We start from the raw sequence: 19,979 nt of genomic DNA, 5'->3' as shown, positions 1-19,979 counted from the left end.
TAGCTTAAGTTTCTAGCTCCTCTACGGATTTCGGTACACCAGCAGTCAATACTTCATTCCCTGACTCAGTCACTAACACATCATCCTCAATCCGAATCCCAATCCCGCGCCACCGCTGATCAATAGCTGGCTGACCTTCTATTGGCTCAGTATCAGGACCAATATAAAGTCCTGGTTCCACTGTTACTACATTACCGGGCTGGAAAATCTGCCAGTTTTCCCCCTGCTTGTAGCCTCCACTGTCATGGACATCCAATCCCAGCCAGTGACCGGTGCGGTGCATATATAGATGTTTATATTTCTCCTCTTTAATAATTTCCTCACTATCACCAGCCAGGAGTCCCAAATCGATTAACCCTTCCACCAAGATTTTCACAGCGGTGTCATGAAATTGATTATAGGGATTCCCTGGTTTAACTTGTGCGATCGCATTCAACTGTGCTTTCAAGACCAACTCATACAGAATTTTCTGCTCTGGGGTAAACTTACCACCCACTGGAAATGTCCGAGTAATATCAGCGTTATAATACCCATAAGAACAACCAGCATCAATCAGTAGTAAATCCCCGTCTTGCATCTGTCGATTGTTCTCGGTATAGTGTAGAACACAGCTATTAGCCCCAGACGCTACTATGCTCGGGTAAGCCGGTCCGATGGCACCTCGTCGCCGAAAATCATGTTCTAGCTCTGCCTGCACTTCATATTCATAACGCCCAGGTTGAGTAAATGCTCTAGCATGGTTATGGGCATCCACAGAGATTTCTATAGCTTGACGCATCAACTTCAATTCTGTAGCACTCTTAACCCGGCGCATCCCATAGAGAATTAAGTTAGTGGATTCGAGAGCCATCGGTCCGCTTCCGTTCTTGGGATAAAGTGCCATCAACCTTTGCCAGTGTTTTAGGATGGTATTATTAAAAGGTTTATCCCGTCCCAAGTGGTAATAAATTCTATCGGCCTTTTCTAAATACTGAGGTAGCTTCTCATTCAACTCAGTAATCGGATAGGTTTCATCGGCTCCAAATTTTTCTTTGGCTGCTTCGACACCTGTCCGATAGCCTGTCCAGACTTCTTTCTCTGGTTCTTTCGGTTGCACAAACAGGACAAATCGGTGTTCTTCGTGATGGGGCGCTAGTACAACTACGGCTTCTGGTTCATTGAAACCTGTCAAGTAAAAAAAATCGCTATCCTGTCGGAAATTGTATTCCACAGTATTATGCATAATGGCAACCGGGGCGCTCCGAAAGATAGCGGTTCCGTTGCCAATCTTACTCATCAACTGTTCACGACGTTCTTTATATTCGGTTTGTGGAATCATCTGTCCGCCTCCCGGTCGTCTCCCGCTATAATTTTTGATTTAGCGGTGAGACGTGCCATATAAACACCTGGGGAAACCCCAGGTGACAGGCACTCAGGAAAGGGAGGACAGGGTTTAAATTGTATAGGCATAACCATCCTTTTTGTGAATTGGTTGACAATATTTATGACTAATTCCTTGAATCAATCCGTTAGCAGTTGAAATATTGAATGACCCGGTTTTGCGAGTGGCAACCCGTCCAACGTAAGTTCCGATTTTCTTGCCTTTAGTGACAACTGCTTTGACAATATCTCCGGTCTGAAAACCTTTGTGAATCTTAGTTCTTGAACAGTACCTCTTCGGAAACCCGAACTTATCTGTTCGGCAGATTTGACGAGTTCCGTGACCTTTAGCCTCAATCAATAGAGGTTGATAATTCTCAACATAAATGCTTTGAACATTCCCCACACAGGCGGCATCAAGCCAATGTGTTTTAGGTAGGTTAAACCGACACCGATTGTATTTAGTACGACCTCCCGAACCGGTTTCTAATGGGTTACCGGTAGATTTCAGTTCTTTGTAAAGCTTCCAGCGAGTAGCATTAACCGCAGCGGCATCAGCTAAAGGTCGTTTGGCTTGAGACAGAATTCGTCTCAAAACATCAGGCTTCCCTGACAAGAACTGTTTAATCTCCTGGTTTCCTTTAGCCTGATTACAATCGTGACAAGCAATTGCCAGATTGCTAACTCTGTCGGAACCCCCTAAAGATTTGGGCTTGATATGTTCGATTTCCAACTTGGTATCCGTTGTACCACAGTAAGCGCATTTACGGTTCCATTTTTCGAGCAAGTATTCTCGAATTTCGTAGCCGTACAATGTACCTTGCTGATACTCAGTACCAGAGATTTCTGGGTTCTCCGTCTTTTGAGTGTCAAACCGTACCAACTCCTGAGAAATACCCGCTATCGGACAAAACCGAATCAGTTTTTTAACCCAAGTCATAATGTTATGAACTCTAGACATTAAACTAGGCGCTAACCACCTCTCGGGACGTTTCCGATTAAGAAAGCGAGGTTTTCTATAACGAGTTTTACGGTTACGGCGAGAACGTCTTAATTGTCGTCTTGAGGTTAAAGCATCTCGGATTTGGAATCCACGATGCGTTATTTCAGCACCCCAAATAACAGTGTTGTTTTGCCGAATTGCTAAACCTGTTGTTTTTGCACCTGGGTCAATTTTTAACTGGTGATTATGAGTAGTACAGTTTTCTACCTCCAAATCTGACAGGATGATGGTAAATGGATACCTTCTAAACACTTTGGCTCTACCTTGTTTGAGCAATAATCTAGCTCTTGCGGGACGACAAGGGTCTAGTGTTTTAAGGTTTTTATCGAGTACAAAAACACGCATAATTGTGTTTATCTCCTATTACTAGGGTGAAGTTCGCGCTCGTGCTTCGCACACGCTTGCGCGAACGCCAATGTTTTTTGAGTTTGTCTTGCTAATAGCACTGTCCTAACCCGTTTACGACTGTTTAACTATTAACCACAGAGCAAAAGACTAGCGACGCATCTAAGGGTGTGATAGCTCAAAAAACGGAGTACTTCGAGTACTTAGGCTGGTCACGTTATGAGCTTTTTCAAGCCCCCGTTATACCGCGATTAGCGATTAACGGTGGGTTCGTGACCCTTAGTTATTGGTTAGTTGTTAGCTATATTTCTTTTTAGCCCAACCCCACCTAGATAGAACTGGTTAATGGCAATTTTACCGTATAGGTTGTCCCAACTCCGACTTGACTAGTTAAGGTAATTTTACCACGATGCAAATCCACAAACTTGCGGATCATGCCTAACCCCATTCCTGAAGAAGACATAGAACCAATATTACTAGCTCGGAATAACGCTTCAAATAATTGTCCCTGACTTTCGGGCACAATCCCACTGCCTTGGTCTTTTACCTGGAACACAATTTGGTTATCTTCACAAAACATTTCCAAAGCAATCATACTACCCTTCAAGGAGTAATGAGTTGCTAAGGTCAGCAAATTGCTCAAAATTTGCCGTAGGATTTGTTCATCCAGCTCAACTAGGCCAGGGGAATCCTGAGGGATCAAACCGATAGTATAGCGCTTTCCCACCATGATTTGGTGCTCTTCCACTAAACTGCGGCATAATTCAACCACATCTACGGGCACACAGTTGAGCTGGAGTTCACCGGATTCAGCCTTGCTTAAGGTCAGAACATCTTCCATAATTCGAGTCATTCGCATCACTGATGATTGAATCCGATACAAGTTTCTTTCTTGTTTGTGCGGTGACAACTTGGACCCGTATTTTTGCAGCAGTTCAGCAGCAGTTAAAATAATCGATAGGGGAGTGCGAAACTCATGGGAAATCCTAGCGATTAGGTCAGATTTCAGTGCCCCTAGTTCTTGTACTGCAGACAATAGTTGACCCGCTTGAGCTTCAGCTTGTATGCTAGCGCAAGCTTTGGCTGGCAATTTGACTCTTTCTACTGCCAATAATTCGGGTTGTTGCTGTTCCCTGATATTCCACAGCACAAGAACTACACCCTTGATGGTACCATCTTCTTCTGTAATCGGGGAAGCACTATTTCCCACGGAGATCTTGCTACCGTCTTTGGCAATCAAACCTATGCCCTGATCCACAAAAATGACCCTTTCTTCCTGAAGCACTTCCATGACTGGGTTCTGGAGTGGGGTATCAGTGCGTTCGTCTACAATTTGAATCACATCTGTAATGCTGTGCCCAAAAGCTTCTGCTACTGTCCAGCCAGTGAGGGTTGCAGCGGCTGGGTTGATGTAGGTGATTGCCCCTGTTTCATTGGTAGCGATCACGGCATCATTAGTGGAGCTGAGTATTGTTGCTAGCAAATTCTGCTGTTTGACTAACTCTTTTTCCAGCTGGTGCCGATAGAGGGCCGTTTCAATCGCTACCCGCAATTCCCGTTCGTTAAATGGTTTGATCAGATACCCGAACGGTGCTGTCATCTTAGCTCGGGCTAGGGTAGTCTCATCAGAGTGGGCTGTCAAATAGACTACTGGAATCTGGAATTGCTCTCGGATGCGCTGAGCAGCAGTTATGCCATCTATATCGTTTGGATCTAAGGTAATATCCATCAGGACTAAATCAGGCTGGTTATTGGCAGTGCTGCTGATAGCGCCCGTGCCAGAGGTGACGCTATCGGTTACGGTGTATCCCAACTGTATGAGCTGTTCAGCAATAACTTCAGCTGTGATCGCTTCATCTTCAACCACTAAGATGTTTATTTGTGACATTTCCTAGTTATGGAATTGCTTTTCAAGTTACCTTGGGTTGTCCCTTGTCTTAACCTTGAAGCAAGCCAGTTTGTTCTCCCTACTTAATAACTTTTGCCTTGGTTCTGTGCTGCCGGTTAGTTAACTGCATCATAACCTAATAGTTCTATATCACAATTCGAGGTTGGTCTTGAAAAATTTACTAATGCTTTAAGCTTGTTTAAACAATTTTAAACTTTATTAAAATTTAATTTTAAACATAACACCATGACTTGTATCTAACTCAACTTCACCTTTGAGTTGCTTAGTGGCTAGGGTATGGACTAAGCGTAGACCGAGGGTCTTGGGGTTATCTAAATCTATACCTTCTCGGATGCCAAGACCATTGTCACTGACGATCAGTTCAAAATAGTTATCCTCACAGCACTTAAAGTCAACAATAATTTTACCGCCATCTTCTTCTGGAAAAGCATGTTTGAGGGAATTGGAGACTAACTCATTAATAATTAAACCACAGGTAATTGCCCTGTCGATGTCCAGAAATGTCTGAACAAAATTAACCTTAATCCTAGGGGGATTATTAGTACAGGCGTAACATCCTAATAAGTCCTTAGTCAGGGATTGAATATAATCTTGGAAGTCAATCTGGGTGAGGTTCTTAGAGCCATAAAGTTTCTCATGGATTAAGGCCATGACTTGGAGACGATTGCGGCTTTCACAGAGGATATCCAGAATACTTTCATCATCTATATATCGGGACTGGAGGTAAAGGAGTCCTGAGACAATTTGTAAATTGTTCTTGACCCGATGATGAATTTCTTTAAGCAGTATGTCCTTGTTTTGAGCCTCTAGAGTTGCTGCTTCTGCTCTGATGCGATCGCTAATATCTCGACCTTCTAGGATTAACAACACTATATTTCCGTTCTCATCCCGCAACGGTTTCACGGAAAACTCCATCGTGATCACTTGACCCTGTAACCCTAGCACCGACCCTTGATAACGGACAAACTCACCGTTAGCTGCTTGAGCGATCGCATTTTTTAAAGAATTCTCGGTTTGAGTAGACTGTGTCCACCATTGGATTTGCCAGAAGGGCTTACCCACAATCTCTGACGGAGTTAATCCGCTAAAGTTAAGGGCAGTTTGGTTGGCTTCGAGCAAGGTACCATCTGGTTGCAGGAGCCATGTAAATTGGCTGGTCTGGTCAAAGATGGCGTGAAATTTCCGCTCACTCGCGGCCATTGCTTCCTCGACTTGCTTGGCTTTGGTAATGTCAGTGACAATACCATCAATGCGTATCGCGATACCATGGGCATCGGTGTGAATTTGTACATGATCACGAATCCAGCGCACCTGCCCATCAGAGCGCACGATTCGATATTCTAAGTCTTGACCGTCAATGGCCAGAAGTGATTGGGGTGACAAGGGCAATGAGTTATTGCTAAAAAAATTTCGCTTCTGCTGAACTCGTTCTCGGTCTTCTGGGTGGATTACCTCTAGCCAAAGATTTGAGTTACCTAAAAAATCGGATATACTATAACCATAAAGACTATCAACAGCGGAGTTGAGGTAAAGCAGTCTGGAGGTTTGGGGGCGCACGGACCAAACCACATCCTCAAGGGAACTCAAAATACTTTCAAGTCGATTTTGGCTTAACTGTAATGCCAATTCGTTTTTTCCGAGGGCTTCTTGAGCCAGAATGCGTCCGCGAATCTCCTTGGAGAGTCTAGAATTGGTGGTTAAGAGTTCAGCGGTGCGTTGTTCAATCCGTCGTTCTAGCTCAAGGCTGGCTTGTCGCAACTTTTGGATCAGCTTCTGATTCTGGTCTTTTATCCAGCCGAGCCGCACAGCCAGTAAGACCACAACTAGAATCCCCAAACTCACCTCTACTGAACCCCCGGTTAAACTCGGTGGACCAACGTGAACAGCAGAGGCATAGATCAGGTAAATTGCCCATACTGTGGCACTGGTAACTCCAGCAAGTAATCCGTCGATACTGGCAGTTAGGGCAACAGCAAAGAAAAGAAGTATAAAGGGAGTTGGAACAACAAACCCAAACTGCCGTAGGGTTTCAATCCAGAAAATCATGCCTAAAACCGCCACTCCACCAATCCAGAAAGGCGGTTGCAGTCTGGGTAAGGGGCTAGGCAAGCGCATTTAAAAGTTGTAGTTGTAACTCATTAGTTGAATCACTGACCCATCTTGGGATAAATCCCCTGAGCTAATCGTAATGGTATCGTTTTTGGCACGGCGTATGGGTGTCTCCTTCATCAATGTTAAGAACTCCTCCACTGGCAAAATATCACACTGTTCGGCATCAGCGGCCTTGGTTCGGAAATGAGTAGGAATCATGATCTTTGCCTTAAGGACATCAAATGCCTGTTTAGCTTCTTGAGGGGTGTAGGCTTTTGGTCCCCCTCCCACTGGAATCAACGCTAAATCAGGACGCCCGATCAAAATTTTCTGCTCAATATCTAGAGGGGCTGCTGCTCCTCCCAGGTGTAGGATATTGATACCATTTTGAGTCCATTTCCAAACCACGTTATTACCAAACCGACGTCCACCGACTCGGTCGTGAGGAATACTAATTCCCTCGAATTTTAGCCCATTTACTTGAAAAATACCCGGTTCAAATAGGAGCCGGGGACTCCCCGGTATCCCTTCCGCTGCTCCTTCATCTAGTAGTAGGCTACTGATTAGGACTAAATCTGCCTCTACTTTTGGTGAGTTGTATCTAGCCGTACACCCAATGGTTTGGAATGGGTTGACTAAAACTCGCACACCACCCCCAGTAAATAAAAAGCAGGTATGACCAAGCCACTTTACTGTCAATACATTGCGTGATGGCTGTGCTTGGTAAGAACTGAGTCCAGAAGCTAAGCCGGTTGAAAGAGTTGTGAGTACACCCGCACTCACATAGCGCATCAACTGTCGCCGTTTCATGGTTTCTTGGAAACAAGTTTATTTTCAGGGAGATATAGAGAGAGTAGCAGATGCTGGCAGCGATTCTAAGAAGTTTTTTAGAAGTTGCTTACCAGAACAGGTCAAAATACTCTCTGGATGAAATTGGACGCCTTCTATGTGTGTATAGTTCCGATGTCTAACTCCCATAATTGTGCCATCATCCACCCAAGCCGTGATTTCCAAGACATCAGGACAGCAGCTACGGTCAATAACTAAGCTATGGTATCGAGTCGCTGTGAAAGGATTGGGTAATCCCTGAAAAACCCCAACCCCAGTATGATGAATCTCTGAGGTTTTGCCATGCATCAATACTGGTGCCGAAACAATTTTCCCGCCAAATACCTGGCCCAAGGCTTGATGACCCAAACAAACCCCTAAAATGGGGAGATTTGACCCCAAATTGCTGTATATAGCCCTTGATATCCCAGCATCTTCAGGACGTCCTGGGCCTGGAGAAATGACTACCCCATCTGGGTTGAGCTCGCGGATTTTCTGTATATCAATTTTATCATTGCGATAGACCTGAATCTCTGATGCCACAGGTAATTGGCTACCCAATTCTCCTAGGTACTGTACTAAGTTGTAGGTAAAGCTGTCGTAGTTGTCAATGACAAGAATCATTATCGGTTACTCCCGATTGACCATAGGTTGCAGGTTATAGATTATAGGTTAGCGCTTAATTGAACTCTGCCCTGGTTTTAAGCTCAGTATTCCAATTAGAATTGAGAATATTTATTCTGTATCCCTAGGAATAGTCTGACTTTGAATAGTTTTAGCAATGTGCTTCCGTTTCCTATCAAGGGTTCCAAATTTCCAAATATCCCCTAGAGTCACAGCACCATAAAGAATTTCAATAGATTCGCTCTCTTCATATTTATCTAAAGCAATTAGTTCTGCTGCTAACTGGTTGAAACCAGCATCAATATCTTTCTTGTTTGCTTCTATAATAATCAGATTTTGGTTACTTTTTAATAAGTAGTCTAGGGCTCCCCCTAGCTGATCGTTAATGTCTAGGGGATACTCAACATTGACTTTAACTGGGAGCAGCTTGGCAATTTCCAGGATTAGTGGGGCAATCAGAAATTCCCGTTTGGCAATTTCCGACGTAAGGCTTATTTTGGGAATAATGGTGTAGTAGGTATGGTTGAGGTTTTCAATGATATCTAGGTCATAGTTGGTAGACTTAGGAAGGTCAATTACTTCAATGGCGAAGGAGTAACCAAACTCACCAACAATTTCCTCAGTGGGATTGGTCATCGCAAAATAGTCACTAAATGTATACTTTCGGTTTTCTTTTAATATCGATTTTTTCATAAGCTGATAACTGATAGCTATCAGCCCTCAGCTATCAGCTATCAGTTATCAGCTTATGCGTGTTTGTCCCAGCGTCGAAGCCTGTGCCACGGTAGAAGCCTGTGCCCTCAGCTATCAGCTATCAGCTATCAGCTATCAGTTATCAGCTATCAGTTATCAGTTATCAGCCATTCGCGTAGCGTGGCCAACGGCCAAGGCTGACGACTGACAGTTGTTGGCGTAGCGTGGCCATTCCCGTAGCGTGGCCAACGCCTAAATGCTTACCTTTCAGCTTTTGAATAAAATAAGCTGACGGCTGACTGCTGAGTGCTGTTCGCGCAGCGTGCGCGTAGCGCATATGCTTACCCTGTGCCACGCTACTAGATCGGTACTTTTGAATAAGCGATGCAGCTTCGGAACAGGGGGTTTCCCCCACTCGCGCTTTGCATGGCTGACAACAGGTAAGTATTAGTTTAATCTCTGTTACGTCTGCTTCTCCCTGGCCGTAAGCATTAAGCTGAGTGCTGAGTGCTGAGTGCTGAGTGCTGTTCGCGCAGCGTGCGCGTAGCGCATATGCTTACCCCATCAGCTAAGAGCTCAAAATAGATCATAATCCCGAGAATAAGGAATTCTGGCTCTTAATGTTGTTTAGCGATCGCATTGGTTAAATTGTAGTCAAATCTTGATTTTTGTAAGTAATCAAGTATTTATACTTATTTCTTCTGCTTAAGAGCGATTGGCCTTAGGCCTCAGCTTTCGCGCTTATGCGATTGGCCGTAGGCCACGCGGGGCGCGTTCGCACTCCACTACCCAACAACCAGCAAACCCGAGCTTGGCTTCACCCTCTTAATGTTGTTTAGCGATCGCATTGGTTAAATTGTAGTCAAATCTTGATTTTTGTAAGTAATCAAATATTTATACTTATTTCTTCTGGTTAAGAGCGATTGGCCTAAGGCCACGCTTCGCGATCGCTCTTTATACTTGGTAAGTGCTATGACAGTCAGCGACTAATCGCCGTCTACTTATAATTTACTTGATCAACAGTCTCTTAGGCTACGCCGTACATCTGTTTCAATATCATAACGAGATAGTGTGATGTCTAAGATATGATTAGACCCAATCAGGAGACTGATCAACTATGGCATTGTCTTGATGCAGTCGCTCATGGGGGAAACCCCCAAGACCGCGCTGCATCGCTTAGTGACTTTAAAACTATAGCTGATGTACAGAAACACTATCAAATTAAATACGAAGAAGGAACGTTTATAGTTTCTCAAGACACTGACCCACCAGAAATTTTCTTGAAAGACCTAGAGTTTTATAAAGAAACGATAGATGTATTCAGCTCGGAAGCCTCCCGGAGTGAAATTATCATTTCTCCCTTGTTGCGAGAACTCTATAAAAAATACTATCAAACCTATGCTTTTTGGATTCAAAAAAGCATCTTCTATGATCAAGTTCTGTCAGGTACTCCTGACTATATATTTTCGACAAAATCGGAATTAGGAAAAACGGTTTTAGAAAAACCACTGGTTATTATTCTTGATGCAGTCGCTCATGGGGGAAACCCCCAAGACCGCGCTGCATCGCTTATTGAGGCGAAGAAAAATGATTTTCAACAAGGTTGGGGGCAATGCCTTGCCGAGTTGGTAGCTTCGCAAAAAATCTTAGGTGCGCTTTCCGTTGGCGAATTAAATTCGCCACGGGTCGCACCTCAAGATCTTCAACGTCCTATTTATGGCATAGTTACTGATGGTAATTTATGGCAATTTGGACGATTACAAAGGGACATTTTCACTCAAAATATCGAAAATTTTACGATTGATAAATTGTCCCGATTATATGGAGCATTAGACTATCTTATCCTGTTAACGGAAAACTATACTAATAACGAGTAATATTCCTATTACCTTGAACTCTTCTAATTCCTGTCTTCCATTAATCTCACGCTCCCCGATCGGGTCAGACGTGAGGCCACTGCTGGTTCAATGCTAAACGTGGCTCAAAGCCTTGCTAGTCAATCAATTTACTCCAAGTTTGTGGTCCGACGATACCATCAGCCGTTAAGCCTTGTTGTTTCTGAAATCTGATCACAGCACTTGCGGTGCCTGAACCAAAGATACCATCTGCCTGAGTTCCCACCCGACGTTGGAGATATTTTACCGTGGTCCCTCCAGCATGATTAGGTCTAAGTATGGGTTGCTCAAGAATCTGATTAATAGTCTGCCATGTCGTCGAGTCACCAATTCCAGTTTGGTTAATTCCTACAATAGCTTGAAATGTTTTTATTGCTGCGATAGTCGCCTGACCAAGAGATCCATCTTCTACTAATGGCTGACCCGCAGGACTTTTAATTTTTAGACGATTGAGATATTTTTGTAATTCTAGCACATTATCGTCAGAGGAAGATTTAGTAGTTGGTGGCTCTTCTCCTGTTAATCCTTGAACAATTGCATTAGCTAATACTTCTGGATCGTAGAGTGCCATATCTTTCTGGGAATCACAAAAGCAGCTTTCTATCAGAATTGCTGGCATATTGGTATATCGGAGGACATATAAATGAGAGCCATTTTTAACCTTTCTATTGAAGTAACCCAACTCGACTATTTTTTCTAAAACTGGCTGGGCAATTTTTTTGGCAGTATCACTAATCGCAAATACTTCTACCCCATTAGCTTGACCATTAAACCCATTAAAATGAATTGAAACAAACTGATCAACTCGATTAGCATTGGCAATATTGCACCGTTGCCGCAGCGAGCTGCCCAAAGTACTCGCACTCTTAGGCTTGCATTCAACTACCTGATGTCCCAAGTCTCTCAATTTTGAAATTACTCTAGTTCCCACGTCTCTAGTCATTTCATCTTCTACTCTGATACCTTGAGCTCCTGTATCAGGGGGCAAGTTGTGACCAATATCAATTCCGTATTTCATGAAACCTTCTGAATCTCTCTAATTAGCCCTTTTCTCCAATTCTCTTCTATGTTAGTGGATTTAAGCCAATGGTGCTTAATAAAATTTAATAAACTGCTGCTAAATCGAAAACTCACACTGAACACTTTTGTTTTCTAAATTGATCCGGATCAAGAAATCTTAAAAAATAACGTAAGCTATCAGCTATCAGCTATCAGCTTATGTGCTATGCACACGCGTGCGCGTTCAGCTAATGGGCTACAGATGGTGCTACTAGATCGGTACTTTTGAATAAGCGATGCAGCTTCGGAACAGGGGGTTTCCCCCACTCGCGCTTTGCTTGGCTGACAACAGGTAACCATTGGTTTAATCTGAGTTAAGTCACAGGCTAGAACCCTGTTCCACAAAGCTGTTCGCCCAGCGTGAGCCTTTAGCTGACGGCTGACGGCTGACGGCTGACGGCTGACCGCTGAACGCTCAATGCTTACCTGAACTTTAAATTGAAGCTTGAGCACAGCATAAAGTAATGGGTAATAGGAAATTGGCTTACAATTCCCCATTACCCATTAGCTTGTCCTAAATTACCAACTAACTATCCTGTAGCCTTCTTTTCGGGTTGTTGATAATAAAACCCAGGCTTTTAGATTGCTACAATTTAACCGTAACTGTCTTGACCTCGGTGTATTGCTGCAAGCCATACTCCCCAAGTTCACGACCAATCCCAGACTGCTTGAAACCACCGAAGGGAGCAGCGGCATCAAACACATCGTAGCAATTCACCCAGACAGTACCAGCACGGACATTGTTTGCGATCGCATGAGCTTTAGTAATATCCTTTGTCCATACAGCTGCTGCTAAGCCATACATAGTATTATTTGCCCGCTGAATCACTTCATCCATATCTTTGAACTTAATAATGCTCATCACTGGTCCAAAGATTTCTTCTTGGGCAATCTTCATCTGATCTTGGACATCAACAAACACTGTCGGTTCGATGAAGTAACCGCGATCGCCAACTCGGCCACCACCACACAACATCTGAGCTCCTTCTTGCTGACCAGACTCAATATAGCCCATCACCTTATTGAACTGTTCGAGATCCACTTGGGGTCCCTGTTCTGTGTTAGCATCAAACGGGTCACCAACTGTGCGATTTTGTGCCCGTTTCACACACTTGTCTACAAACTCGTCATAGCACTTTTCTTCCACAAACAGTCGCGAACCAGCACAACAGCACTGTCCTTGGTTAAAGAACAGGGCAAAGTGAGCGCCCTCAATGGTTTTATCCATGTCAGCGTCAGCGAAGACAATGTTAGGACTCTTACCACCAAGTTCTAGAGTGATGCGCTTGAGGTTACTCTTGGCAGCAGCTTCCATAATTAGATGCCCTACCTCAGTCGAGCCGGTAAAGGCAACTTTATCGATATCCATATGATGTGAGATCGCAGCCCCAGCGGTTGGTCCATAGCCTGAAAGAATATTCACCACACCAGGAGGGAAACCTGCTTCCACAATCAGTTCACCGATCCGCAACGCTGATAAAGGAGTCTGTTCCGCTGTTTTCATCACCACGGTGTTACCAGCTGCCAATGCTGGGCCTAACTTCCAAGCTTGCATCAACAGTGGAAAGTTCCAAGGAATAATCTGACCAACCACTCCCACAGGTTCATGGCGCGTGTAGCAGAAGTAGGGTCCGTTGATGGGAATTGTTTTGCCTTGAATCTTATCTGCCCAGCCAGCATAGTACCGATAGCAGGCAATGACTAGAGACACATCTGCATTAAAGGAATCACGATAGGGCTTCCCATTGTCTAGGGTTTCCAGCCGTGCTATTTCTTCCTTGTTGGCTTCGATTAAATCAGCTAGCTTGTAGAGTAACTCCCCCCGCTGGGTGGCCGACATTTTCGGCCAGTCTCCACTGGTAAAGGCTGTCCTAGCCGCCACTACTGCTTTATCAACGTCTGGGGCATCAGCCTCAGCCACATCACAGATCACCTCTCCTGTAGCAGGGTTAATCGTCTCGAATCGTTTCCCGGAGGTGCTGTCTACCCATTCGTTGTTAATCAGCAGCTGAGTTTGACCGATTTTGACCGTTGGCTTTGGTGTTGCCTTTGGTGTAGGGGCGGTGACCATAATAGTCTCCTGTTGTTAAGTTTATTTTTTATGACATCCTCAATTCTAATGGTGGATTGTAAACTTAAAATTTAACTAAAAATATAGATTTTATTAATATTTTATTGACGATTGTTAACTTATTTTAATTTTTTGCTGAATTTTGTTAATACTTTAACTATAGTATCCCTAATTATCCCTATGGTAATATCTATAGGGGTTCTAATATTAATGAGGTTGTACACACTTATTTTTTACCTGTTCCCTGTTCCCTATTCCCTATTTCCTAAAATCCAAAACTTGTGTACCTAAACTATTTGATTATTTTATAAATTATATAAAATATTACTATCTAATCACCCATTATCAATGTTTGGCTGAACTCCATAGGTTTTAAACTTGTCTATAACTATCTGCATTTCTTCCTCACTCAATAATTGAGGTTCTCCATAAATCTTGTTAACACTGAGGATTTTGATATACATTTGAGCCAAGGTTTCTAGCTCTTGGGCGACTTTCAGAGCGTGCCTTATATCTTTGCCACAGGCAATCATACCATGATTTTTTAACAAACAGGCAAGGGAATTTCCCAGTGCTTTTAGGGCGTTGTTGCTAAGTTCTTGAGTGCCAAAGGTAGCATAATCAGCTACTTTTATACTGCTCCCACCTGTCCTAGCCACCATATAATGAAAACTGGGTATAGCTATACCCATACAAGCCAATGCTGTAGCATGGATGCTATGAGTATGGACAATAGCATTGACATCAGTTCGATTCAAAAGTATGTCATAGTGAAATCGCCATTCACTGCTGGGTAAATAACGATTATTCTCAGCAAAAACAGGTTCTTTGTCTTTGCCGAAGTAAATTTTGCAGAGTTGATCAGGAGTTAGGTCTTCGTAGTCTAGTCCACTGGGAGTGATTGCTATTGCCTCACCGATACTGTCTCTAACCCTGACACTGACATTACCACTGGTACCTTGATTGATACCAAGACTGTTCATGCTAAGACAGGTATCAATGATTTGCTGGGCGGTTATGGTTTCAACAGGGATTGACGTGATGATCATACTAAGTTGCACCTGATCGGGAAATTTAGGGACTTTATCAACAATCCTATCCCCCTTGAGCACCACAAGGATATAGCAATCCTAATTCCTAGGCAAACAATACTCCCTTAGTTCATCAGTTTGAGTTGCAAACTCTCACTGTTGAGGAATCATAAGAGATTGCTATAAACACCGATACACTGATAATCCAAGCCAATCTTAATCTTTTTATCGGTATTCTTACCCTTGCTGCAATCAGGATAAATGGCTATGTATAGCCATGGTAATTAATTTATTGACAATAACACGGGATACTATTCTTCAAGAGCGACCCGTGATGGCGAGCAATCCCTTGACCGTAGGTCACGCGGGGCGCGTTCGCCATCACGTAAAGCGTACCTAAGCATTTTCACCCTCCTGACCCTCTTTCTCGTTTTAACCATCTTCCCCATCTTTCCGCTTTTACACTGTTTCACAACTCAAATCGGATGGCTATAGCATGAATTAAAGCCGAGGAACACTCAACAACAAAAGTCGCCTACCACTATGGTAAAAGCAATAGGCGACTAACTCCTCTCTATGGATTAGATAATTACATCAATTAGGTAACATTGGCAACAACAGAGTGGTACTTGACCAGATCAGCGATCAGCTGTTTGGCTCTTTGACAGTAGCTTGAACATCCACGCTCTGAACACCTTCAACCTGGATTGCCAAAGGTGCAATCTGACTCAATTGATCATCAGACGAGACTTTTCCTGAGATAGTCACAATTCCCTCTGCCGCTTCAACTTCTAACTGGCTATTGGGGAGATTGGTTGCCAAATTATTGAGTACTAAATTGGCTAGTTGGTCATCATCATCAAGGTTTTCTAAGTTACCCAAGGCTTGATTTTGCTCTTGAGTAGTTCCAATCTTGGACTCCATTTCCTCTTGGGTTCCTTGGAGCATGGCATCCCCTTGGTTTCCTTCAGGCCGTAAGGTGACTAGTTCTTCATCTTTTTGATCTATAGAGTAGGAGGCTTCATCACTTGTTTTAGCTTCATCGCAAGCAGCAGCACCAAATATAATCACTCCACCTAGTAAAATTGGCATCAACTTATTCATCTTTAATTTCTCCTTATTCTCTACTTTTATTTACTCCAATCGAGTCCGGTTGATTACTTATTATTCAGGCAAATTTTGACGTATTAAGTGTTAAATAGAAAGTGAACAATTACACTATTTAAACGATTTACTTTACGAATTAACCTGACTAATAAGTAGTCAAACATACGGGATATAATTCCCAAAAACACCAAACTTAGTGAGCTGAATTTTCTAAATCTTAATTTCCCATGACTCCTGTTGGTTCTGGTTCCGATTGAGCATGAGATCTTGAGGGCAGAATTACATGGTCAACAACATGAATAATGCCGTTAGTGGCTTCAATATCTGCTTGAGTTACCTGGGCATTGTTGACACTAACATTACCGTCTTCACCCACTTGTACTGTCACTGATTTTCCAGCGATAGTGGTAATTTCTCCCGACTGGATTTCACTGCTAGGAACTGCACCACTTACAACATGATACTTTAGCAGCTTTACCAGTACTTCTTTGTTTTCTGGTAGTAATAGACTGTCTAAGGTCTTTGCTGGCAGTGCAGCAAAAGCATCATCGGTGGGAGCAAATACTGTGTAGGGTCCTTCACCTGCTAAGGTTTCCGTTAAGCCCGCTGCCTCAATTGCGTTGACAAAGGTTTTGAATTTATCATTGCTCGCAGCTTGCTCTACAAGGTTACTGGTTGTAGATTCAGCCTCAGTAGTAGCTGGCATTTCTACCTTTTCACCCTCTTGAAGGGGTTTATTCAAGGAATCGGGGGCGCTTTCTACCATAGACTCAGTCATAGACTCAGTTGCACCATTGACAGGATCTTTAACTGAGTTTTCTGTTTTTTCTTGCGCTATTGTCGGGAAACTGATCAGAGCACTTAATCCCAGAATACCTGTTAGCAACTTAATGCGAGTTTTCATTTAGATCATTTCTCCTGAATGCTAGGTATAGTTGACGCTTTCCAACTAATTGTTCGAGGTATAGTGATCGAGATATAGTCATCATCACTATCAAACCAGATAGGTTGTCTAAACCTATTAATTAATGAATGGTTAAAAATTGATAACTATACACTCTCAACACTCTCACTGATTGGAAAGCTAAGTTATATCAAGTCTGGAAGCCTCATGATTAATTAACCAAATTTTCCCACCATTCCCCATTCCCCATTCCCAAAAGGGGCAGTTTATCTGTTGCAGGTATTTAGAGAATTGGTATTGGTATTTGGTATTGGTATCAGAAGGATGATTTCCTCCTAGGCACAATCTACCTATAGACGTTTTTGCAAGTTCCCCGAAAATTTTGAGGGTGCCAGAGTCTAAATTACCCTGAATTTCATCTTGTGCCTGTTGAGGGGTTAGACCTGCTAGAATCAAGCCTTGAAATACCCACCCTAACCCGGAACTATTGTTATTGTTTAGTATTTGCTGCATTTGATTCACCACAGTACCTCCCAACTAAATTGATGATTTCCTGGGCTTCATAGTTTGAGATTATTACCCAAAAGTAAAAAAGTCGGTAAGGAAGTTAGGGATTAGAGATTAGGGATTAGGGATTAGGCATTAGAGATTAGAGATTAGGATAATGGTATAATAATCAGACAATAAAATCCCAAACTAGAAGCTATTTTCCTAAACCAGCGGTAAACGTATCTCAAAGCAGCTACCAACCCCAACCTGAGACGTAAGGGTGATTTTTCCCCCATGACTGTGAGTGATTGCTTGAGCGATCGCAAGTCCCAACCCGGTACCCCTCTCTCGGCGAGAACGAGCTTTATCTGCACGCCAGAAGCGATCAAATACAAACGGCTGATGTTCAGGGGCAATACCAATGCCAGTATCCTCAATCATGACCAGGGCACAGCGATTCTGTTTGGCAACAGTAAGAACCACTTTTCCTTTAGGGGGTGTGTATTGCAGGGCATTCTCTAGCAAGTTGGAAAATAAACGGGTCAGTTGCCCTTCATCCCCAATTACAGAGACTGTTGTCAGGCAGTTATATTCCAAAGAAATCTGCTTATCTTGAGCAAATGATTCTAACAATTCCACCACATTCTGCAAAACTGTATTGAGGGAAATTGGGACTGACTTTCGGGTCGGAATTGACAAGGCTGCATCAGTACGAGCTAAAAATAGTAAGTCTTCTGCTAAGTGGCTCATCTGATCTGTAGCGCTAGCAATAGCCACTAACTTCTTAGCATCCTTGGGATGAATTCGCTCAGGATGATTTCGCATCACATCCACAGAGGCTTTAATTGCTGTCAGAGGACTGCGCAATTCATGGGAGGCATCAGCAGTAAACTGTTTAAGCTGCTTAAAACTTTGCTCAATCGGCTCAAGAGCTTTCTGGGTCAGCCAAAGTCCACCGATACCAACAAACCCTAGAGCGATCATTCCTCCCATTCCTAATCCCCAAAATAGTTGGCTTTGGACAATTTCTACATCCTCTGTGGATTGACTGGCTCGAATATACCCCTCTAGGGATGGCTGGCTTGGTTTCGAGGTGTCTTTAAACACAGAAATTGTAAAAGTCCTAATTGGCTCTGATGTCTCGGGGAGTTGTAGCGTCCACGAACCCAGTTTTGGTGGGAAAGTCAACACAATCACACCTCGCCTTGCCAATAGTTTACCGTTAGCATCAAACCATTCTAGGCTTTGTTGGTCTCGGTTAAAGATATCTCGCCAGGGGACTTCATCAACTTGTTCAATGTATTGACTCCCTTTCACTTCTACTTCTGTAAATGATGGGGCGGCGGATTGGGCTAAAGTCCGTAGTTTTTTGTCAAGTTGCTGGTACAGACTCTGTGTTAAAAACACATACACACCCGCACCAAATACACTTAAAATTGCCGCCATTACCATCAGGTAATACAACAGAAGACGCCAGCGCAAACCTTTAAACATCTGGGAATTAGTAATTAGTAATTAGTAATTGGTAATCCCTAACTGATCCAACTATACTTGATATCATTCCTTACTTCATGAACGCCGTCAACCTTAAAGTTGCCAACTTTAAACCTGCCAACCTCCAACCTACCCTACAAGGGACGCCAAAGGCGAAAAACCTCCAACCTTGAACCTGCGAACTTTAAACCTGCGAACTTTAAACCTACCAACTTTAAACCTACCAACCTGCCAACCTGCAACTTTCAACAGTAACAACTGAATATTGAATTAGGGATTTTCTTTCAGACGATAACCCAAACCATAGACTGTCTCAATCAAATCAGAGGGAGCTCCTGCTGCATCGAGTTTCTGTCGTAAACCTCGGATATGAGCTTTAACGGTTGCTTCTTCTGGTAGTCGTTCAAAGGACCAGAGGTTTTCCAGGATTTGAGCACGGCTAAACACACGGCGAGGATGGCGCAGGAAAAATTCTAGCAGAGCATATTCTTTTGGACTTAGGGACAAGAGGCGGTCTTCATAGAAGACTTCACAGGTACTGGGGTCAAGGCGGAGAGAATCCCATTCCAGTACAGGTGGTAAGGTAGTATTTCCCCGGCGCAGTAAGGCCCGAATTCTAGCGGACAACTCTCCTAAATCAAAGGGTTTGACTAGATAATCATCTGCACCAGCATCAAGTCCTAAAATTTTATCATTGATGGTATCCCGAGCCGTCAGCATTAGAATGGGAGTAAGGTCGCCTTGGGAGCGCAACTTTCGGCAAAGGGTAATACCATCAATCTTTGGCAGCATCACATCTAACAAAATTAAATCATAGCTGAAGCTCTCTACTAGTTCCCTACCCACTTGACCATCATTGGCAACATCCACGACATAATGCTGGTCGGTGAGGTCTTCAGCAAGGGCGTCGGTAATCCGCTCATCATCTTCTACTAGTAAAATCCTCATCTTCAGCACCTCTGAATGATTACCTGAGTTTTATCTTTGATTATGACCAATTTTTTGACAACTGTAGAAAAATTCGCGAGTTTTCCATGATACTGCCAAGATGATTGATAGTAAGTCCGGTTAATCAGT

18 protein-coding genes are annotated in these 19,979 nt (G+C 43.3%); 1 reads left to right on the top strand and 17 read right to left on the bottom strand.

Annotated elements, in window-relative coordinates:
- Nucleotides 1–4: 4 nt before the first annotated feature.
- From BJP34_RS10080 to BJP34_RS39210, 8 genes are all read right to left on the bottom strand, one after another.
- On the bottom strand, nucleotides 5–1,318 hold the full coding sequence (locus BJP34_RS10080; protein WP_070392235.1) for an aminopeptidase P N-terminal domain-containing protein: 1,314 nt from the start codon (nucleotides 1,316–1,318) through the stop codon (nucleotides 5–7).
- A 114-nt stretch (nucleotides 1,319–1,432) separates the two neighbouring features.
- The gene (gene iscB / locus BJP34_RS10075) at nucleotides 1,433–2,707 is read right to left on the bottom strand and encodes an RNA-guided endonuclease IscB (RefSeq protein ID WP_070392234.1); all 1,275 of its coding nucleotides are present in this window, start codon (nucleotides 2,705–2,707) and stop codon (nucleotides 1,433–1,435) included.
- Nucleotides 2,708–3,035: 328 nt separating this feature from the next.
- Nucleotides 3,036–4,595, bottom strand: coding sequence for a hybrid sensor histidine kinase/response regulator (locus BJP34_RS10070; protein WP_070392233.1), 1,560 nt, complete (start codon nucleotides 4,593–4,595; stop codon nucleotides 3,036–3,038).
- A 219-nt stretch (nucleotides 4,596–4,814) separates the two neighbouring features.
- On the bottom strand, nucleotides 4,815–6,725 hold the full coding sequence (locus BJP34_RS10065) for a sensor histidine kinase (RefSeq protein ID WP_158517114.1): 1,911 nt from the start codon (nucleotides 6,723–6,725) through the stop codon (nucleotides 4,815–4,817).
- Between the two features lie 6 nt (nucleotides 6,726–6,731).
- Nucleotides 6,732–7,517: an MBL fold metallo-hydrolase gene (locus BJP34_RS10060; RefSeq protein WP_070392231.1), complete on the bottom strand. Its 786-nt coding sequence runs from the start codon at nucleotides 7,515–7,517 to the stop codon at nucleotides 6,732–6,734.
- Between the two features lie 24 nt (nucleotides 7,518–7,541).
- Nucleotides 7,542–8,159, bottom strand: coding sequence for an anthranilate synthase component II (locus BJP34_RS10055; protein WP_070392230.1), 618 nt, complete (start codon nucleotides 8,157–8,159; stop codon nucleotides 7,542–7,544).
- Nucleotides 8,160–8,270: 111 nt separating this feature from the next.
- Nucleotides 8,271–8,852: a hypothetical protein gene (locus BJP34_RS10050; RefSeq protein ID WP_070392229.1), complete on the bottom strand. Its 582-nt coding sequence runs from the start codon at nucleotides 8,850–8,852 to the stop codon at nucleotides 8,271–8,273.
- 163 nt (nucleotides 8,853–9,015) lie between these two features.
- Nucleotides 9,016–9,267, bottom strand: coding sequence for a hypothetical protein (locus BJP34_RS39210; RefSeq protein ID WP_149030886.1), 252 nt, complete (start codon nucleotides 9,265–9,267; stop codon nucleotides 9,016–9,018).
- Between the two features lie 670 nt (nucleotides 9,268–9,937).
- Between BJP34_RS39210 and BJP34_RS10040 the strand changes: the two genes are divergently transcribed.
- Nucleotides 9,938–10,729 (top strand): hypothetical protein, encoded by a 792-nt coding sequence (locus BJP34_RS10040; RefSeq protein WP_229424314.1) that lies wholly within the window; start codon nucleotides 9,938–9,940, stop codon nucleotides 10,727–10,729.
- A 115-nt stretch (nucleotides 10,730–10,844) separates the two neighbouring features.
- Here the strand turns inward: BJP34_RS10040 and BJP34_RS10035 are convergent, their stop codons facing one another.
- The 9 genes from BJP34_RS10035 to BJP34_RS09995 all read right to left on the bottom strand — a co-directional run bounded on the left by BJP34_RS10035 (nucleotide 10,845) and on the right by BJP34_RS09995 (nucleotide 19,850).
- Nucleotides 10,845–11,765, bottom strand: a complete 921-nt coding sequence (locus BJP34_RS10035; RefSeq protein ID WP_070392227.1) for an N-acetylmuramoyl-L-alanine amidase — start codon at nucleotides 11,763–11,765, stop codon at nucleotides 10,845–10,847.
- Between the two features lie 179 nt (nucleotides 11,766–11,944).
- Nucleotides 11,945–12,304, bottom strand: a complete 360-nt coding sequence (locus BJP34_RS10030) for a hypothetical protein (protein WP_070392226.1) — start codon at nucleotides 12,302–12,304, stop codon at nucleotides 11,945–11,947.
- Between the two features lie 88 nt (nucleotides 12,305–12,392).
- Nucleotides 12,393–13,877: an aldehyde dehydrogenase family protein gene (locus tag BJP34_RS10025; protein ID WP_070392225.1), complete on the bottom strand. Its 1,485-nt coding sequence runs from the start codon at nucleotides 13,875–13,877 to the stop codon at nucleotides 12,393–12,395.
- A 335-nt stretch (nucleotides 13,878–14,212) separates the two neighbouring features.
- Entirely contained in the window at nucleotides 14,213–14,926 is a 714-nt protein-coding gene (locus BJP34_RS10020; RefSeq protein WP_070396592.1) for a class II aldolase/adducin family protein, read from the bottom strand.
- 627 nt (nucleotides 14,927–15,553) lie between these two features.
- The gene (locus tag BJP34_RS10015) at nucleotides 15,554–16,012 is read right to left on the bottom strand and encodes a BON domain-containing protein (RefSeq protein WP_070392224.1); all 459 of its coding nucleotides are present in this window, start codon (nucleotides 16,010–16,012) and stop codon (nucleotides 15,554–15,556) included.
- Between the two features lie 220 nt (nucleotides 16,013–16,232).
- The gene (locus BJP34_RS10010; RefSeq protein WP_070392223.1) at nucleotides 16,233–16,919 is read right to left on the bottom strand and encodes a fasciclin domain-containing protein; all 687 of its coding nucleotides are present in this window, start codon (nucleotides 16,917–16,919) and stop codon (nucleotides 16,233–16,235) included.
- A gap of 180 nt (nucleotides 16,920–17,099) precedes the next feature.
- Nucleotides 17,100–17,432 carry a hypothetical protein gene (locus tag BJP34_RS10005; protein WP_149030885.1) on the bottom strand — a complete coding sequence of 111 codons (333 nt, stop codon included), beginning with the start codon at nucleotides 17,430–17,432 and terminating at the stop codon, nucleotides 17,100–17,102.
- A gap of 198 nt (nucleotides 17,433–17,630) precedes the next feature.
- Nucleotides 17,631–18,902, bottom strand: coding sequence for a sensor histidine kinase (locus BJP34_RS10000; protein WP_070392221.1), 1,272 nt, complete (start codon nucleotides 18,900–18,902; stop codon nucleotides 17,631–17,633).
- Nucleotides 18,903–19,172: 270 nt separating this feature from the next.
- Complete coding sequence (locus BJP34_RS09995) at nucleotides 19,173–19,850, bottom strand: response regulator transcription factor (protein WP_070392220.1); 678 nt, start codon at nucleotides 19,848–19,850, stop codon at nucleotides 19,173–19,175.
- Nucleotides 19,851–19,979 lie beyond the last annotated feature (129 nt).

It is taken from the genome of Moorena producens PAL-8-15-08-1, from assembly GCF_001767235.1.
In the GTDB taxonomy this organism is placed as follows: Bacteria; Cyanobacteriota; Cyanobacteriia; order Cyanobacteriales; family Coleofasciculaceae; genus Moorena; species Moorena producens_A.
The sequence above is the reverse complement of the archived record's forward strand: the minus strand, read 5'-3'. Positions and strand labels throughout refer to the sequence as shown.

What these genes read in the sequence shown, in the direction of transcription:
- BJP34_RS10020 (WP_070396592.1), bottom strand. Translation starts at nt 14,926, where the DNA reads ATGATCATCACGTCAATCCCTGTTGAAACCATAACCGCCCAGCAAATC.
- BJP34_RS10000 (WP_070392221.1), bottom strand. Translation starts at nt 18,902, where the DNA reads ATGTTTAAAGGTTTGCGCTGGCGTCTTCTGTTGTATTACCTGATGGTA.
- BJP34_RS10005 (WP_149030885.1), bottom strand. Translation starts at nt 17,432, where the DNA reads ATGCAGCAAATACTAAACAATAACAATAGTTCCGGGTTAGGGTGGGTA.
- BJP34_RS10040 (WP_229424314.1), top strand. Translation starts at nt 9,938, where the DNA reads ATGATTAGACCCAATCAGGAGACTGATCAACTATGGCATTGTCTTGAT.
- BJP34_RS09995 (WP_070392220.1), bottom strand. Translation starts at nt 19,850, where the DNA reads ATGAGGATTTTACTAGTAGAAGATGATGAGCGGATTACCGACGCCCTT.
- BJP34_RS10010 (WP_070392223.1), bottom strand. Translation starts at nt 16,919, where the DNA reads ATGAAAACTCGCATTAAGTTGCTAACAGGTATTCTGGGATTAAGTGCT.
- BJP34_RS10060 (WP_070392231.1), bottom strand. Translation starts at nt 7,517, where the DNA reads ATGAAACGGCGACAGTTGATGCGCTATGTGAGTGCGGGTGTACTCACA.
- BJP34_RS10080 (WP_070392235.1), bottom strand. Translation starts at nt 1,318, where the DNA reads ATGATTCCACAAACCGAATATAAAGAACGTCGTGAACAGTTGATGAGT.
- BJP34_RS10035 (WP_070392227.1), bottom strand. Translation starts at nt 11,765, where the DNA reads ATGAAATACGGAATTGATATTGGTCACAACTTGCCCCCTGATACAGGA.
- BJP34_RS10015 (WP_070392224.1), bottom strand. Translation starts at nt 16,012, where the DNA reads ATGAATAAGTTGATGCCAATTTTACTAGGTGGAGTGATTATATTTGGT.
- BJP34_RS10025 (WP_070392225.1), bottom strand. Translation starts at nt 13,877, where the DNA reads ATGGTCACCGCCCCTACACCAAAGGCAACACCAAAGCCAACGGTCAAA.
- BJP34_RS10070 (WP_070392233.1), bottom strand. Translation starts at nt 4,595, where the DNA reads ATGTCACAAATAAACATCTTAGTGGTTGAAGATGAAGCGATCACAGCT.
- BJP34_RS10030 (WP_070392226.1), bottom strand. Translation starts at nt 12,304, where the DNA reads ATGGGGAATTGTAAGCCAATTTCCTATTACCCATTACTTTATGCTGTG.
- iscB (WP_070392234.1), bottom strand. Translation starts at nt 2,707, where the DNA reads ATGCGTGTTTTTGTACTCGATAAAAACCTTAAAACACTAGACCCTTGT.
- BJP34_RS10050 (WP_070392229.1), bottom strand. Translation starts at nt 8,852, where the DNA reads ATGAAAAAATCGATATTAAAAGAAAACCGAAAGTATACATTTAGTGAC.
- BJP34_RS10055 (WP_070392230.1), bottom strand. Translation starts at nt 8,159, where the DNA reads ATGATTCTTGTCATTGACAACTACGACAGCTTTACCTACAACTTAGTA.